This is a genomic window from uncultured Methylibium sp. (assembly GCF_902826655.1).
Classification (GTDB): domain Bacteria; phylum Pseudomonadota; class Gammaproteobacteria; order Burkholderiales; family Burkholderiaceae_C; genus Methylibium.
Map to the genome: position 1 here is coordinate 68154 of NZ_CADEFR010000009.1, position 14817 is coordinate 82970.

The 14817-nt window shown below is 69.7% G+C and carries 13 protein-coding genes; 10 read left to right on the forward strand and 3 right to left on the reverse strand.

Annotation, left to right across the window (positions count from 1 at the left end; all coding sequences use genetic code 11):
- Nucleotides 1–25 precede the first annotated feature (25 nt).
- The 3 genes from gph to ompA form a co-directional block, all read right to left on the reverse strand.
- Nucleotides 26–703: a phosphoglycolate phosphatase gene (gene gph / locus QZV97_RS06365; protein WP_295640235.1), complete on the reverse strand. Its 678-nt coding sequence runs from the start codon at nt 701–703 to the stop codon at nt 26–28.
- 8 nt (nt 704–711) lie between these two features.
- Nucleotides 712–1428, reverse strand: coding sequence for a bifunctional 2-polyprenyl-6-hydroxyphenol methylase/3-demethylubiquinol 3-O-methyltransferase UbiG (ubiG, locus tag QZV97_RS06370; protein ID WP_295640238.1), 717 nt, complete (start codon nt 1426–1428; stop codon nt 712–714).
- 89 nt (nt 1429–1517) lie between these two features.
- Complete coding sequence (gene ompA / locus QZV97_RS06375; RefSeq protein WP_295640241.1) at nt 1518–2180, reverse strand: outer membrane protein OmpA; 663 nt, start codon at nt 2178–2180, stop codon at nt 1518–1520.
- A 301-nt stretch (nt 2181–2481) separates the two neighbouring features.
- On the opposite strand from ompA, the gene gyrA reads away from it, so the two are divergent.
- The 10 genes from gyrA to QZV97_RS06425 all read left to right on the forward strand — a co-directional run.
- Nucleotides 2482–5121 (forward strand): DNA gyrase subunit A, encoded by a 2640-nt coding sequence (gyrA, locus tag QZV97_RS06380; RefSeq protein WP_295640244.1) that lies wholly within the window; start codon nt 2482–2484, stop codon nt 5119–5121.
- Between the two features lie 43 nt (nt 5122–5164).
- A complete protein-coding gene (serC, locus tag QZV97_RS06385; protein ID WP_295640247.1) occupies nt 5165–6277 on the forward strand; it encodes a 3-phosphoserine/phosphohydroxythreonine transaminase in 1113 nt (370 codons plus the stop codon).
- Nucleotides 6270–7388 (forward strand): prephenate dehydratase, encoded by a 1119-nt coding sequence (gene pheA, locus QZV97_RS06390; RefSeq protein ID WP_295640250.1) that lies wholly within the window; start codon nt 6270–6272, stop codon nt 7386–7388. The genes serC and pheA overlap by 8 nt, the downstream gene beginning before the upstream one ends.
- Before the next feature lie 29 nt (nt 7389–7417).
- Entirely contained in the window at nt 7418–8290 is an 873-nt protein-coding gene (locus tag QZV97_RS06395) for a prephenate dehydrogenase/arogenate dehydrogenase family protein (RefSeq protein WP_295640253.1), read from the forward strand.
- 130 nt (nt 8291–8420) lie between these two features.
- Nucleotides 8421–10427 (forward strand): bifunctional 3-phosphoshikimate 1-carboxyvinyltransferase/cytidylate kinase, encoded by a 2007-nt coding sequence (locus tag QZV97_RS06400; RefSeq protein WP_295640256.1) that lies wholly within the window; start codon nt 8421–8423, stop codon nt 10425–10427.
- Nucleotides 10428–10545: 118 nt separating this feature from the next.
- Nucleotides 10546–12264 carry a 30S ribosomal protein S1 gene (rpsA, locus tag QZV97_RS06405; protein ID WP_295640259.1) on the forward strand — a complete coding sequence of 573 codons (1719 nt, stop codon included), beginning with the start codon at nt 10546–10548 and terminating at the stop codon, nt 12262–12264.
- 51 nt (nt 12265–12315) lie between these two features.
- Nucleotides 12316–12645, forward strand: coding sequence for an integration host factor subunit beta (locus tag QZV97_RS06410; protein ID WP_295640262.1), 330 nt, complete (start codon nt 12316–12318; stop codon nt 12643–12645).
- Between the two features lie 65 nt (nt 12646–12710).
- The gene (locus QZV97_RS06415; RefSeq protein ID WP_295640265.1) at nt 12711–13034 is read left to right on the forward strand and encodes a lipopolysaccharide assembly LapA domain-containing protein; all 324 of its coding nucleotides are present in this window, start codon (nt 12711–12713) and stop codon (nt 13032–13034) included.
- On the forward strand, nt 13024–14193 hold the full coding sequence (gene lapB, locus QZV97_RS06420; RefSeq protein ID WP_295640268.1) for a lipopolysaccharide assembly protein LapB: 1170 nt from the start codon (nt 13024–13026) through the stop codon (nt 14191–14193). Before QZV97_RS06415 ends, lapB begins: the two co-directional genes overlap by 11 nt.
- Nucleotides 14194–14255: 62 nt before the next feature.
- The coding region (locus tag QZV97_RS06425; RefSeq protein ID WP_295640348.1) for a PfkB family carbohydrate kinase at nt 14256–14817 on the forward strand (562 nt) is incomplete at its 3' end.

Below are 14817 nucleotides of genomic sequence, written 5' to 3' on the forward strand. Positions count from 1 at the left end.
GTGTGCGTGAGCGCCGCCGCGCCGGTCAACGCCCGGCGGCGTCGAGCAGCGGCAGCAGGTCCAGCGGCGTCGCGATCACGGCGTCGGGCCGCCAGGCCGCGAGATCCGGGCTCTCGCCGAGGTACCCATAGGCTGCGGCGATGCCGGGCATGCCGGCGGCGCGGGCCGCCTCGATGTCGCGCAGGTCGTCGCCGACGTAGACCGCCTCGCCGGGTGCGATGCCGAGCCGGGCACAGGCCTCGAGCAGCGGCGCCGGATGCGGCTTGGCATGCGGCGTCGTGTCGCCGGCGATCACGACCGATGCGCCTTCGGCCAGGCCCAGGCCCGCCACCACCGGGCCGGTGAAGCGCTGCGCCTTGTTGGTCACCACGCCCCAGCGCAGTCCGCGCGCCTGCAATGCCGCCAGGCACTCGGCGACGCCGTCGAACAGCCGCGAATCGCGGTCGAGCGCGGACTCGTACTCGGCCAGGAACTCGTCGCGCAGCGCGTCGTAGCCGTCATCGCCGGGCCGGATCGAGAAGCCGACGCCGAGCATGCCGCGCGCGCCGGACGATGCGACCGGCCGCAGGAGCTCGATCGGCAGCGCGTCGAGGCCGCGCCGCTCGCGCAGCCGGTTGACCGCACCGCCCAGGTCCGGGGCCGTGTCGGCCAGGGTGCCATCGAGATCGAACAGCACGGCGCGCACCGCAAAACGCGACGTCATCGGCCGCGTCATGGTCGGCGACACGCGAACAGGTAGTTCACGCTGGTGTCGTCGTTGAGCCAGTAGCGGCGCGTCAGCGGGTTGTATTGCATGCCGCGCGTCGCCGTCAGCTCGAGCCCGGCGTCGCGACACCAGCGCGCCAGCTCGCTCGGGCGGATGAAGCGTTCGTACTCGTGGGTCCCGCGTGGCAGCAGGTTCAGCACGTACTCGGCACCGACGATCGCGAACAGGAAGGACTTGGGGTTGCGGTTCAGCGTCGAGAAGAACACGTGCCCCCCGGGCCGGACCAGCGTCGCGCAGGCGCGGACGATGGACGATGGATCGGGAACGTGCTCGAGCATCTCCATGCAGGTCACGACGTCGAAGGCATCCGGCTCCTCGGCCGCCAGCGCCTCGGCGGCCACCTCGCGATAGCGGACCGACGGCGTGCCAGCTTCGAGCGCATGCAGCTGGGCGACCTTCAGCGGCTTGGTGGCCAGGTCGATGCCCAGCACGTCGGCCCCGCGACGCGACATCGCATCGGCCAGGATGCCGCCACCGCAGCCGACATCCAGCGCGCGCTTGCCCTGCAGGCCACCGGCCAGCCGCACGATCCACTCGAGCCGCAGCGGGTTGATCTGGTGCAGCGGGCGGAACTCGCTCTCGGGGTCCCACCAGCGGTGAGCCAGTTCGCTGAACTTGGCGAGTTCCTGCGGGTCGACGTTGGCGTGGGTCGCGGTGCTCATGCAGGCATGGTAGCGGCGGCGCGATCGCTCGCGCACAGGCAAAAAAGAACCCCGCCGCAGCGGGGTTCTCGTTTCAAGCGACCGTCAGATCACTTGCGGGTCCGCGTACCCACCACCTCGATCTCGGTGCGGCGGTTCTTGGACTTGCCTTCCTTGGTCTTGTTGTCGGCGACCGGCTGCTTCTCGCCCTTGCCTTCGGTGTAGATGCGGTTCTTCTCGATGCCCTTGGACACCAGATAGTCCTTGACGGCTTCGGAACGACGCACCGACAGCTTCTGGTTGTAGGCGTCGGAGCCATCCGAGTCGGTGTGGCCGACGGCGATGATGACTTCGAGGTTCATGCCACCCATCTTGCTGACCAGGTCGTCGAGCTTGGCCTTGGCTTCGGGCTTCAGCACGGCCTTGTCGACGTCGAAGAACGCATCGGCGGCGTAGGTCACCTTCTCGCTGACCGGGGCCGGCGGAACGACCGGGGCGGGCGCGGGGGCCGGAGCCGGGGCCGGAGCGGGAGCCGCAGCCGGAGCGGGGGCCGGAGCCGGGGGCGGAGCCTTCTTTGGGGCACCGTCGCAGCGCTCGTCGGCGGTCGCCGGGGTCCAGAAGTTGTCGCGCCAGCAGAGCTCGTTGGTGCCGTTCTTCCAGACGTTGCCGTCGACGTTGCGCCAGTTGTCGTTGTTCTGCGCAAACGCGCTGGAGGCGGAGGCAGCAAGCGCGATAGTCGCGAAGAGCGTTGCCACCTTGTTCAACTTATTCATGATTCTCCTCTCGGGTAGGCCGCATTGTCGCGGCAGACGTCCATACCAAAAGCATGCGTAACCACCGAGCTCTCGATGGGCAGAGAGCCTCTGAACCGACAAATCATTGTGCCATACGAGGCATGACGGACAAGGTCTGACCGGCCCGCGCCACAAGGCCCGGGGCCGATGTTGCGCTGCTGCTACAGCGCCCGGCACTTAGAATCCGGGTCTTCCCGCTGCCCCTTGCGACCGGCCCGACGCGACGTCCGCCGGGCCCAAGCCCCGCGGACCCACACCGCGGTGACCACTCCGAGTTCGCATGACCCAGTTCGCCAAGGAAACCCTGCCGATCAGCCTCGAAGAGGAGATGCGGCGCTCCTACCTCGACTACGCGATGAGCGTCATCGTCGGGCGTGCCCTGCCCGACGCGCGCGACGGCCTCAAGCCGGTCCACCGGCGCGTGCTGTTCGCGATGCACGAGCTCAACAACGACTGGAACCGGCCCTACAAGAAGAGCGCGCGCATCGTCGGCGACGTGATCGGCAAGTACCACCCGCACGGCGACACCGCCGTCTACGACACCATCGTGCGGATGGCCCAGGACTTCAGCCTGCGCCACATGCTGGTCGACGGCCAGGGCAACTTCGGCTCGGTCGACGGCGACAACGCGGCCGCGATGCGCTACACCGAGATCCGGCTCTCGAAGATCGCGCACGAGATGCTCGCCGACATCGACAAGGAGACCGTCGACTTCGGCCCCAACTACGACGGCAGCGAGAAGGAGCCGCTGGTCCTGCCGACCCGCCTGCCCAACCTGCTGGTCAACGGCAGCGCCGGCATCGCGGTGGGCATGGCCACCAACATCCCGCCGCACAACCTCAACGAGACCGTCGACGCCTGCCTGCACCTGCTGAAGAACCCCGAGGCGACGATCGACGAGCTGATGGAGATCATCCCGGCGCCGGACTTCCCCACCGCCGGGATCATCTACGGCCTGAACGGCGTGCGCGAGGGTTACCGCACCGGTCGTGGCAAGGTCGTGATGCGGGCGAAGTGCCACTTCGAGGACATCGACAAGGGTGCGCGCCAGTCCATCATCGTCGACGAGATTCCCTACCAGGTGAACAAGAAGACGCTGCTCGAGCGCATGGCCGAGCTCGTCCACGAGAAGAAGCTCGAAGGCATCAGCCACATCCAGGACGAGTCCGACAAGTCGGGCATGCGCGTCGTCATCGAGCTGAAGCGCGGCGAAGTGCCCGAGGTGGTGCTGAACAACCTGTACAAGCAGACGCAGCTGCAGGACAGCTTCGGCATCAACATGGTCGCGCTGATCGACGGCCAGCCCAAGCTGTGCAACCTGAAGGACCTGGTCGCGGTCTTCCTCGAGCACCGCCGCGAGGTCGTCACCCGGCGCACCGTGTTCGCGTTGAAGAAGGCGCGCGAGCGCGGCCATGTGCTCGAGGGCCTGGCGGTCGCGCTGGCCAACATCGACGAGTTCATCGAGATCATCAAGAACTCGCCGACGCCGCCGCTGGCTAAGCAGGCGCTGATGGACAAGAACTGGGACTCGTCGCTGGTGCGCGAGATGCTCGCCCGCGCCGAGGGCGAGACGCCCGGCGGCCGCGAAGCCTTCCGGCCCGAGGGCCTGCCGCTGCACTACGGCATGCAGGCCGGCGGCCTGTACCGGCTGTCCGACGACCAGGCCCAGGAGATCCTGCAGATGCGCCTGCAGCGCCTGACCGGCCTGGAGCAGGACAAGATCATCGGCGAGTACAAGGACGTGATGGCCGAGATCGCCGACCTGCTGGACATCCTGGCCAAGCCGGGCCGGGTGACGACGATCATCGGCGACGAGCTGCAGGCGCTGAAGTCCGAGTTCGGCCAGACCCGGCTCGGCGCGCGCCGCAGCGTGGTCGAGCACAACGTGCAGGAGCTCGGTACCGAGGACCTGATCACGCCGACCGACATGGTCGTGACGCTGAGCCACACCGGCTACATCAAGAGCCAGCCGCTGGCCGAGTACCGCGCGCAGAAGCGCGGCGGCCGCGGCAAGCAGGCGACGCAGACCAAGGAAGACGACTGGATCGAGCAGCTCTTCATCGCCAACACGCACGACTGGATGCTGTGCTTCAGCAACCGCGGCCGCGTCTACTGGCTGAAGGTCTGGGAAGTGCCGCAGGGCGGCCGTGCAGCGCGCGGCAAGCCCATCGTCAACATGTTCCCGCTGCAAGCCGACGAAAAGATCACCGTCGTGCTGCCGCTGACGGGCGAGTTCCGCAGTTTCCCGTCCGATCACTACATCTTCATGGCGACCGCCCTCGGCACGGTCAAGAAGACCGCGCTCGACGAGTTCAGCAATCCGCGCAAGGCCGGCATCATCGCAGTGGACCTCGACGCCGGCGACCATCTGATCGGTGCCGCGCTGACCGACGGCAAGCACGACGTGATGCTGTTCTCCGACGGCGGCAAGGCCGTCCGCTTCGACGAGAACGAGGTGCGGCCGCTCAGCCGCACCGCACGCGGCGTGCGCGGCATGACGCTCGAGCCCGGCCAGACCGTCATCGCGCTGCTGGTGGCCGAGGACGAGGCCCAGAGCGTGCTGACCGCCACCGAGAACGGCTACGGCAAGCGCACCTCGATCACCGAATACACGCGGCACCTGCGCGGCGGCAAGGGCATGATCGCGATCGTGCAGAGCGAGCGCAACGGCAAGGTCGTCGCCGCCACGCTGGTCCGTCCCGAGGACGAGATCATGCTGATCACCGACCGGGGCGTGCTGGTGCGCACGCGGATCAGCGAGATCCGCGAGCTGGGCCGCGCGACCCAGGGCGTCACGCTGATTTCCCTGGACGACGGCTCGCAGCTGAGCGGTCTGCAGCGCATCGTCGAGAACGACGCCGGCAGCGATGTCGCCGGCGATGCGGCGCTGGGCGGCGAGACGCCCGACGGCGCGGCATGAAGCCGGCTCCGGCAGCGAGGCCGCGCCGCCGCGCCGTCCTTCCGTGAGCCGCGCCTACAACTTCGGCGCCGGACCGGCCGCCTTGCCGGAGCCCGTCCTGGCCCAGGCCGCGGCCGAGATGCTCGACTGGCGTGGCAGCGGCATGGGCGTCATGGAGATGAGCCACCGCGGCCGCGAGTTCGGCGAGATCTTCTCCGTCGCCGAATCGAGGCTGCGCGAGCTGCTGGCCGTGCCCGCGACGTTCAAGCTCCTCTTCATGCAGGGCGGCGCGATCGCCGAGAACGCGATCGTCCCGATGAACCTCGTCGACCTCCGGCCGGGCCACGTGACCGAGCACGTGATCACCGGCCTGTGGTCGATCAAGACACACCAGGAGGCGCGGCGCTACGGCGAGGCGCGCATCGTCGCCAGCAACGCGGTGGAAGGCCCGGGCAATCACACGACGCTGCCGGTGGCGGCGACCTGGCGGCTCGGCGCGGACGCGAGCTACGTGCACGTCTGCAGCAACGAGACGATCAACGGCGTGGAGATGCACGAGCTGCCGGACCTGCGTGCGCTCGGCAGCGAGGCGCCGCTGGTGGTCGACTGCTCCTCGCACATTGCGTCGCGGTCGATCGACTGGTCGCGCATCGGCCTGGCCTACGCCGGCGCGCAGAAGAACATCGGCCCCTCCGGCCTGACGCTGGTGTTCGTCCGCGAAGACCTGCTGGGCCACGCGCTGCCGATCTGCCCGAGCGCCTTCGACTACGCGACGGTCGCGGCCAACGGCTCGATGTTCAACACGCCGCCGACCTGGTCGATCTACGTGGCCGGTCTGGTGTTCGAGTGGATCGCGGCCCAGGGCGGCGTGGCGGCGCTCGAGCGCCGCAACGTCGAGAAGGCCGCGCTCCTGTACGGAGCCATCGATGGCAGCGACGGCTTCTACGCCAACCGCGTGGCGGCCGGCTGCCGATCGCGGATGAACGTCCCCTTCTTCCTTCGCGACGAGGCGCTCCAGGCGCCCTTCCTCGCCGGCGCCGCCGAGCGCGGCCTGCTCCAGCTGAAGGGGCACAAGAGCGTCGGCGGCCTGCGGGCCTCGATCTACAACGCGATGCCGCTCGAGGGCGTGCAGGCGCTCGTGGCCTACATGCGAGAATTTGCCGGACGCCATGGCTGACTCCGCTGCCTCCAGACCCGCCGTCGATCCCGCCCTGCTCGGCCTGCGCCAGCAGATCGACGCGGTCGATCGCGAGCTGCTGGCGCTGCTGAACCGCCGCGCCTCGCTGGCCCTGGAGGTCGGCACGATCAAGAAGCGCGAGGGCTCGGTCGTCTTCCGTCCCGAACGCGAGGCCCAGGTGATCGACGGCATGAAGGCCGCGAACCCGGGGCCGCTGCAAGCCGACAGCGTCGCGCCGATCTGGCGCGAGATCATGTCGGCCTGCCGCGCCCTCGAGACGCCGACGCGCGTCGCCTACCTCGGCCCGGCCGGCACCTTCAGCGAGCTGGCGGCGCTGGGCTACTTCGGCAGTTCCATCGTGCGCGTGCCCTGCGCCAGCATCGACGAGGTGTTCCGCACCACGACCGCCGGCGCGGCCGACTTCGGGGTGGTGCCGGTCGAGAACTCGACCGAGGGCGTCGTGGCGCGCTCGCTCGATCTGCTGCTGACCACGCCGCTGTTCCTGATCGGCGAAACCAGCCTGTTCGTACGCCACAACCTGCTGCGCCTGGAGAACTCGCTCGCCGGCATCCAGGCGATCTGCGCTCACCCGCAGGCGCTGGCGCAATGCCACGGCTGGCTCAGCTACCACCTGCCGGACGTCGAGCGCCGCCCGGTGTCCAGCAATGCCGAGGGCGCTCGCCTGGCCTCGCTGGACGCCGGCCTCGCCGCCGTGGCCAGCGAGCGTGCCGGCAGCGAGTTCGGCCTGCACGTCGTCGCACCGGCGATCCAGGACGATCCGCACAACCGCACGCGCTTCGCCATCGTGACCCACCCCGAGCGCCATCCGGCGCCCAAGGCCTCGGGCCACGACTGCACGAGCCTGGTCGTGTCGGTCAACAACCGGCCGGGCGCGGTGCACGACATGCTGGTGCCGCTCAAGGAGCATGGCGTGTCGATGACGCGCTTCGAGTCGCGCCCCGCCCGCAGCGCCGACCAGTGGGAGTACTACTTCTACGTCGACCTGCAGGGCCATCCCGACCAACCGCAGGTCGCGGCGGCGATGGCGGGCCTGCGCGCGGTGTGCTCCTTCTTCAAGGTGCTGGGCACCTATCCGCTCGACGCGCATTGAGCGCGCACTGAAGCCAGGAAGCCCGCCCCATGTTCAACCAGCTTGGCGTGATCGGTTGCGGCCTCATGGGCGGCTCGTTCGCGCTGGCGCTCAAGCGCGCCGGGCTGGTCAAGAAAGTGGTGGGCTACAGCAAGTCGCCGTCCACCACCGAGAAGGCCAAGCGGCTCGGCGTGATCGACATCGCCGCCGAGTCGGCGCTGCTGGCCGTGTCGGGCTCCGACCTCGTGCTGCTGGCGGTGCCGGTCGCGGCGACCGAGGCCTCACTCAAGGCGATCCGCCACCTGGTCGAGCCCGGCCTGATGATCATGGACGTCGGCTCGACCAAGCGCGACGTGGTCGACGCCGCGCGTCGCGTGCTCAAGGACAAGGTCAGCTGCTTCGTGCCGGCCCACCCGATCACCGGCAAGGAAACCGCCGGCATCGATCACGCCGACGCCCAGCTCTACGCCGGCCGCCAGGTGATCCTGACGCCGCTGGCGCAGACCCGGCCCGAGCTGGTGCAGAAGGCCACCGACGTCTGGGCCGCGATCGGCTCGCAGGTGCTCAAGATGAGCCCGGAGAACCACGACGCCGCCTTCGCCGCCGTGAGTCATCTGCCGCACCTGCTGGCCTTCGCCTACTTCTCGTCGGTGGCCAAGCAACCGGCCGGCAAGGACTTCCTGTCGCTGGCCGGCCCGGGCTTCCGCGACTTCACCCGCATCGCCGCCAGCGACCCGGTGATGTGGCGCGACGTGCTGATGAGCAATCGCGAAGAGATCCTCAAGCAGTCGCAGCGCTTCCGCCACACGCTCGACGCGCTCGAGCACGTGATGAAGCTCGGCAACCACGAGGCGCTCGAGGACCTGATCCGCAGCGCCTCCGAGATGCGCGCCGGCTGGCAGATGAGCACGCCAAGGAAATGACGACTCCCCCGTTGCGGCTTCGCCGCTCCCCCCAGGGGGCGCCGCTGGCGGACCGGCGGAGCCGGATCCGCGGCGGTTGCCGGTCCTAGAGCGCCTCTTCGCTGCGCCTGTCAGCGCTGCGCGCAAGCTTGTGAGCCGCCCCGAATTCCTCGACATCCCGCCGCTGGTCGGCACCGCCGGCACGGTCCGGCTGCCGGGCTCGAAGAGCATCTCCAACCGCGTGCTGTTGCTGGCCGGCCTGTGCGCCGGCACGACGCGCGTGCACGACCTGCTGGACTCCGACGACACGCAGGTGATGCTGGAAGCGCTGCGTGCGCTCGGCTGCGGCATCGCACGCGACGGCGACGGGCTCAGCGTCACCGGCCTCGGCGGTCGGCTGGTCGTGCGCGAAGCCCGACTCTTCCTCGGCAACGCCGGCACCGCGATGCGGCCGCTGGCCGCCGCGCTGGCGCTGCTGTCGGCCACGCAGGGCGGACGCTTCGAGCTGTCCGGCGTGCCGCGCATGCACGAGCGCCCGATCGGCGACCTGGTCGATGCGCTGCGTCCGCTGGGCTGCCGCATCGACTGCCTGGGCCAGGAGGGCTATCCGCCGCTGCGCATCGACGGCGGCCGGCTCGCGCTCGACGCGCCGATCCGCGTCCGCGGCGATGTCTCCAGCCAGTTCCTGACCGCGCTGCTGATGGCTTTGCCGCTGGTCGCGCAGGACCGCGAGCTGATCATCGACGTCGAGGGCGAGCTGATCTCCAGGCCCTACATCGAGATCACGCTGGCGCTGCTGGCGCGCTTCGGCATCGCGGTGCGGCGCGACGGCTGGCAACGCTTCACCATCCCGCGCGGCGCGGCCTACCGCTCGCCCGGCGAGATCCATGTCGAGGGCGACGCCTCCTCGGCCTCCTATTTCATCGCCGCCGGCGCGATCGCCGCCACCGGCGAGGCCTTGCGCATCGAGGGGGTCGGCAGCGCCTCGATCCAGGGCGACATCCGCTTCGTCGAGGCGGCGCGCGCGATGGGCGCCGATGTGCGCGAAGAGGCCAACGCCCTGATCGTGCAACGCGGCGCCTGGCCGCTGCGCGCGATCACGCTGGACTGCAACCACATCCCGGACGCCGCGATGACGCTGGCCGTGATGGCGCTGTACGCCGACGGCCCTTCGCGGCTCACCAACATCGCCAGCTGGCGCGTCAAGGAGACCGACCGCATCGCCGCGATGGCCACCGAGCTCCGCAAGGTCGGCGCCACCGTGGTCGAGGGCGCGGACTTCATCGAGGTGGCTCCGCCCGCGCGCTGGCGGCCGGCCGCGATCCACACCTACGACGACCACCGCATGGCGATGTGCGCCTCGCTGGCCGCTTTCAACCCGCTGGCCGGGGGCAGAGAGCCAGTGCGGATCCTCGATCCGCGCTGCGTCGGCAAGACCTTCCCCGGCTACTTCGATGCGCTGTTCGGCGTCGCGCAGGCCGCGCCCTCGAGCATTCCGGTCCTGACGGTCGACGGCCCGACCGCGTCCGGCAAGGGCACGCTGGGCAGCGCACTGGCAGACCGGCTCGGCTACTACCACCTCGACTCCGGCGCGCTCTACCGCGCCACGGCCGTCGCGGCGCTGCGCGCCGGCCTGGCGCCGGACGACGAGGCCGGGACCGCCGCCCTCGCTCGATGCTTGCCGCTGCGGTTCGAGAGTCAGCGTGCGCTGCTCGCCGGCGAGGACGTGACGGACACCCTGCGGCTCGAGGACGTCGGCAACCGCGCGTCGCAGATCGCCGCCCTGCCCGCGGTGCGCCAGACCCTGGTCGAGTTGCAGCTGGGCTTTCGCCAGCTGCCGGGCCTGGTCGCCGACGGCCGCGACATGGGCACGGTGATCTTCCCGGATGCCGCGCTCAAGGTGTTTCTCACGGCCAGCGCCGAAACCCGCGCGGAGCGCAGGCATAAGCAGTTGATTTCAAAGGGAATTCCGGCTAGCATCCAGGCCCTCTGTGCAGACCTCGAAGCGCGTGACGCGCGCGACCAGAATCGCAGCATCGCTCCCTTGAAGCCTGCCGCAGAGGCCCGGTTGCTCGACAACTCGGCGCTCTCGATCGAAGCCTCGGTCGAGCAGGTGCTGGATTGGTGGGAATCGGTGCAGCCTTTCGGCGCGAGCTGAGCGGCAAATCAGGTCCGACGCTTCCCCTCAGTGCCGCAGGCACGCCGAGGTGTCGGGGGTCTCAACTTCACCGCCACGCGAGTGGCAAGCGCCGGTCCGCCGGCATCAGGAAAACCCAATGAGTCAAACCGCAGCTGCCTCTTCGGAAGGCATGCAGGGCATGGAGTCCTTCGCCGCCCTGTTCGAGGAGTCGCTCAAGCGCTCCGACATGCGCGCCGGCGAGGTCATCACCGCCGAAGTGGTCCGCATCGAGCACAACTTCGTCGTCGTCAACGCCGGGCTGAAGAGCGAAGCCTACGTGCCGATCGACGAGTTCAAGAACGACACCGGCGGCCTCGAGGTCCAGGTCGGCGACTTCGTCTCCGTCGCGATCGACGCCATCGAGAACGGCTACGGCGACACCATCCTGTCGCGCGACAAGGCCAAGCGCCTCGCGTCGTGGATGTCGCTCGAGACCTCGCTCGAATCCGGCGACTTCGTCACCGGCACCGTCAACGGCAAGGTCAAGGGTGGCCTCACGGTCCTGGTCAACGGCATCCGTGCCTTCCTGCCCGGCTCGCTGCTCGACACGCGCCCGGTCAAGGACATGGCGCCGTTCGAAGGCAAGACCATGGAGTTCAAGGTCATCAAGCTCGACCGCAAGCGCAACAACGTCGTGCTGTCGCGCCGCGCCGTCGTCGAGGCTTCGATGGGCGAGGAGCGCGCCAAGCTGCTGGGCACGCTGCGCGAAGGCGCCTTCGTCAACGGCGTGGTCAAGAACATCACCGAGTACGGTGCGTTCGTGGACCTGGGCGGCATCGACGGCCTGCTGCACATCACCGACATGGCCTGGCGCCGCGTGCGCCACCCGAGCGAGGTGGTCACGGTCGGCCAGGAACTGACGGCCAAGGTGCTGAAGTTCGACGCCGAGAAGAACCGCGTCTCGCTGGGCCTCAAGCAGATGGGCGACGACCCGTGGGTCGGTGTCTCGCGCCGCTACCCGACCGGCACGCGCCTGTTCGGCAAGGTCACCAACATCGCCGACTACGGCGCCTTCGTCGAGATCGAGCCGGGCATCGAAGGCCTGGTGCACGTCTCGGAGATGGACTGGACCAACAAGAACATCGCGCCGAGCAAGCTCGTCACGCTGGGCGAGGAGGTCGAGGTCATGGTGCTCGAGATCGACGAGGACAAGCGTCGCATCTCGCTGGGCATGAAGCAGTGCAAGGCCAACCCCTGGGACGAATTCGCGCAGAACCACAAGCGCGGCGACAAGCTCAAGGGCCCCGTCAAGTCGATCACCGACTTCGGCGTGTTCGTCGGTCTGGCCGCCGGCATCGACGGCCTGGTGCACCTGTCCGACCTGTCCTGGCACGAGGCCGGCGAGACCGCCGTGCGCAACTACAAGAAGGGCCAGGAAGTCGAGGCCATCGTGCTGGCGATCGACGTGGAACGCGAGCGCATCTCGCTGGGCATCAAGCAGCTCGACGGCGACCCGTTCGCGACCTACACGACGCTCAACGATCGCGGCGCGACGGTCACCGGCAAGGTCAAGACGGTCGACCCGCGCGGCGCCGAGATCCAGCTGTCCGACGACGTGACCGGCTACCTGCGCGCCAGCGAGATCTCTCGCGACCGCGTCGAGGACGCCCGCAACGTGCTGAAGGAAGGCGACGAGGTCACGGCGCTGATCATCAACGTGGATCGCAAGACGCGTTCGATCCAGTTGTCGATCAAGGCCAAGGACAACGTCGACAACCAGGAAGCGATGCAGCGCCTGCAGCAGTCGTCCGAGCGCGAGAACGCCGGCACGACCAGCCTGGGCGCGCTGCTCAAGGCCAAGCTCGACAAGAACTGATGACGGCATGATCCGGGGCGGCGATGCCGCCCCGGCTTTCTTCGACCCGCCATGACCCGTTCCGATCTCGTCGCCCTGCTCGGTGAGCGCTTCAGCCAGCTGACGCATCGCGACACCGAGTTCGCCGTCAAGACCATCCTCGACGCGATGAGTGACGCGCTCGCGCGCGGCCACCGCATCGAGATCCGCGGCTTCGGCAGTTTCTCGATCAACCGGCGTCCGCCGCGCATGGGGCGCAATCCGCGCTCGGGCGAGCAGGTCGCGATCCCCGAGAAGCTGGTGCCTCACTTCAAGCCGGGCAAGGCCCTGCGCGAAGCCGTCGACGCCCGCACCGCCGCCCTCGAAGCCGGCACCCAGCCGCCCGCCGCGGGCGACGCCTGACCCCTGCGGCGCACCGCCGCCATCCCGCACGTCGAGGCACGGCCGGCCGCCTAGAATCGCCGGCGATGCGTGCCCTCACCTGGCTCCTGCGAGTCCTCATCTTCGTCGCGCTGTTCGCCTTTGCGCTGAACAACCAGCACGATGCGGCGCTGAAGGGCTTCTTCGGCCAGGAGTGGCGGGCCCCGATGGTGTTCATCGTGCTGGGCGCCTTCGGCATCGGCTGCGCGCTCGGCATCCTCGCGATGCTGCCCAGCTGGTGGAAGCACAAGCGCGGCGCGCAGCAGCAGCGCAGCGCCCGCCCCGACACCGCCACGACGATGCTCGACGTCGACGCCGCGCGCGAGGCCGACCCCGCCATCCCGGAGCATCCGCCGCGCGATGGACTTTGACCTGCAGACGACGCTGCCGCTGGCCCTGCTCGGGCTGATGGTGGCCTTCGCGCTCGGCTGGCTGGCGTCGCGCTTCGACGTGCGGCAGTGGAAGCGCGAGCAGCAGGAGTCGCCCAAGGCCTACTACAAGGGACTGAACCTGCTGCTCAACGAACAGCAGGACAAGGCCATCGACGCCTTCATCGAGGCGGTGCAGCACGACCCCGGCACCTCGGACCTGCACTTCGCGCTGGGCAACCTGTTCCGGCGCCGCGGCGAGTACGAGCGCGCCGTGCGCGTGCACCAGCACCTGCTGGGTCGCGGCGACCTGTCGGCGACCGAACGCGAACGCGCCCAGCACGCGCTGGCGCAGGACTACGTCAAGGCCGGGCTGTTCGACCGCGCCGAGGCGGCCTTCCGCGCGCTCGAGGGCAGCAGCTTCGCCACCGATGCGAGGCTCGAGCTGCTGACGCTGCACGAACGCTCGCGCGACTGGCATGCCGCCATCGACACGGCCCGCAAGCTCGAGGCCGCCGGTGCCGGCTCCTTTGCCGGCCGCATCGCCCACTACGGCTGCGAGATCGCGCTCGAGGCCGACGCCCTGCGGCGCCCCGACGAGGCCGCCGAGGCCCTGCGCAAGGCCCGCGAGGCCGCCCCGCAGGCGCCGCGGCCGCGCGTCATCGCCGGCCAGCGCCACGCCCAGGCGGGCCGGCACCGCGAGGCGCTGGCCGTCTGGGACGAACTGCTGGCCGCCCAGCCGGCCGCCTTCGCCCTGATCGCGCAGGACTACGCGGCCAGCGCGCTGGCCTGCCACGACGAGCCGGCCGCGCGCGCGCAGCTGCAGACCGCCTACGAGCGCCTGCCCAGCCTCGACCTCGTGCAGGCGCTGCTGAAGCTCGATCCGGATGCCGCGGCGCGCCACGCACGCCTGCGCCAGCACCTGCAGGACCACGCCTCGCTGTCCGGTGCCGCGGCCCTCTTGAAGGAGCAGCTGGCCCAGGGCGTGCTGCCGGCGGCCGTCGACGCCGAGCAGTTGCAGCGGCTGGCGACCGCGGCGGCCCGGCCCCAGCAGCGCTATCGTTGCGCTGCGTGCGGCTTCGAGGCCCAGAACTACTTCTGGCAATGCCCGGGCTGCCACACCTGGGACAGCTACCCGCCGACGCGACTGGAGGACCAGTGACCGATCCGCGACTCAGCAAGCAAGGCATCGCCGCGGCGCGCGTGCTGGTGGTCGGCGACGCGATGCTCGACCGCTACTGGTTCGGTGCGGTGGACCGCATCTCGCCCGAGGCGCCGGTGCCGGTGGTGCGCTTCAGCCGCGAGGAGGAGTGCCTCGGCGGCGCCGGCAACGTCGCCGTCAATGTGCGCGCGCTCGGCGCCCGGACCACGCTGCTCACCGTGGTCGGCGACGACGAGCCGGCGCGCAAGATCCGCGCGCTGCTCGAGCGCGACGGCATCGCCACGCTGCTGGGCAGCGACCCGCAGCTCTTCACCATCGTCAAGCTGCGCGTCATCGGGCGGTCGCAGCAGCTGATCCGCGTCGACTTCGAGAACCAGCCCGACCACGAGGTCCTGTCGGCGATGCTCGCCGACTTCGAGCGTGCGCTGCCCGACCAGGACGCGCTGCTGTTCTCCGACTATGGCAAGGGCGGGCTGACGCACATCCCGCGCATGATCGAGCTGGCGCGCCAGGCCGGCCGGCCGGTGCTGGTCGACCCCAAGGGCAGCTCCTGGCAGCGCTATGCCGGTGCCGACGTGATCACGCCCAACCGCGCCGAGCTGGCGCAGGTCATCGGCGCGTGGA

Excerpts from the sequence above, each read along its gene's own strand:
- QZV97_RS06395 (WP_295640253.1), top strand. The coding sequence starts at position 7,418 with ATGTTCAACCAGCTTGGCGTGATCGGTTGCGGCCTCATGGGCGGCTCG.
- ubiG (WP_295640238.1), bottom strand. The coding sequence starts at position 1,428 with ATGAGCACCGCGACCCACGCCAACGTCGACCCGCAGGAACTCGCCAAG.
- QZV97_RS06410 (WP_295640262.1), top strand. The coding sequence starts at position 12,316 with ATGACCCGTTCCGATCTCGTCGCCCTGCTCGGTGAGCGCTTCAGCCAG.
- pheA (WP_295640250.1), top strand. The coding sequence starts at position 6,270 with ATGGCTGACTCCGCTGCCTCCAGACCCGCCGTCGATCCCGCCCTGCTC.
- rpsA (WP_295640259.1), top strand. The coding sequence starts at position 10,546 with ATGAGTCAAACCGCAGCTGCCTCTTCGGAAGGCATGCAGGGCATGGAG.
- gph (WP_295640235.1), bottom strand. The coding sequence starts at position 703 with ATGACGTCGCGTTTTGCGGTGCGCGCCGTGCTGTTCGATCTCGATGGC.
- QZV97_RS06415 (WP_295640265.1), top strand. The coding sequence starts at position 12,711 with ATGCGTGCCCTCACCTGGCTCCTGCGAGTCCTCATCTTCGTCGCGCTG.
- lapB (WP_295640268.1), top strand. The coding sequence starts at position 13,024 with ATGGACTTTGACCTGCAGACGACGCTGCCGCTGGCCCTGCTCGGGCTG.
- ompA (WP_295640241.1), bottom strand. The coding sequence starts at position 2,180 with ATGAATAAGTTGAACAAGGTGGCAACGCTCTTCGCGACTATCGCGCTT.
- gyrA (WP_295640244.1), top strand. The coding sequence starts at position 2,482 with ATGACCCAGTTCGCCAAGGAAACCCTGCCGATCAGCCTCGAAGAGGAG.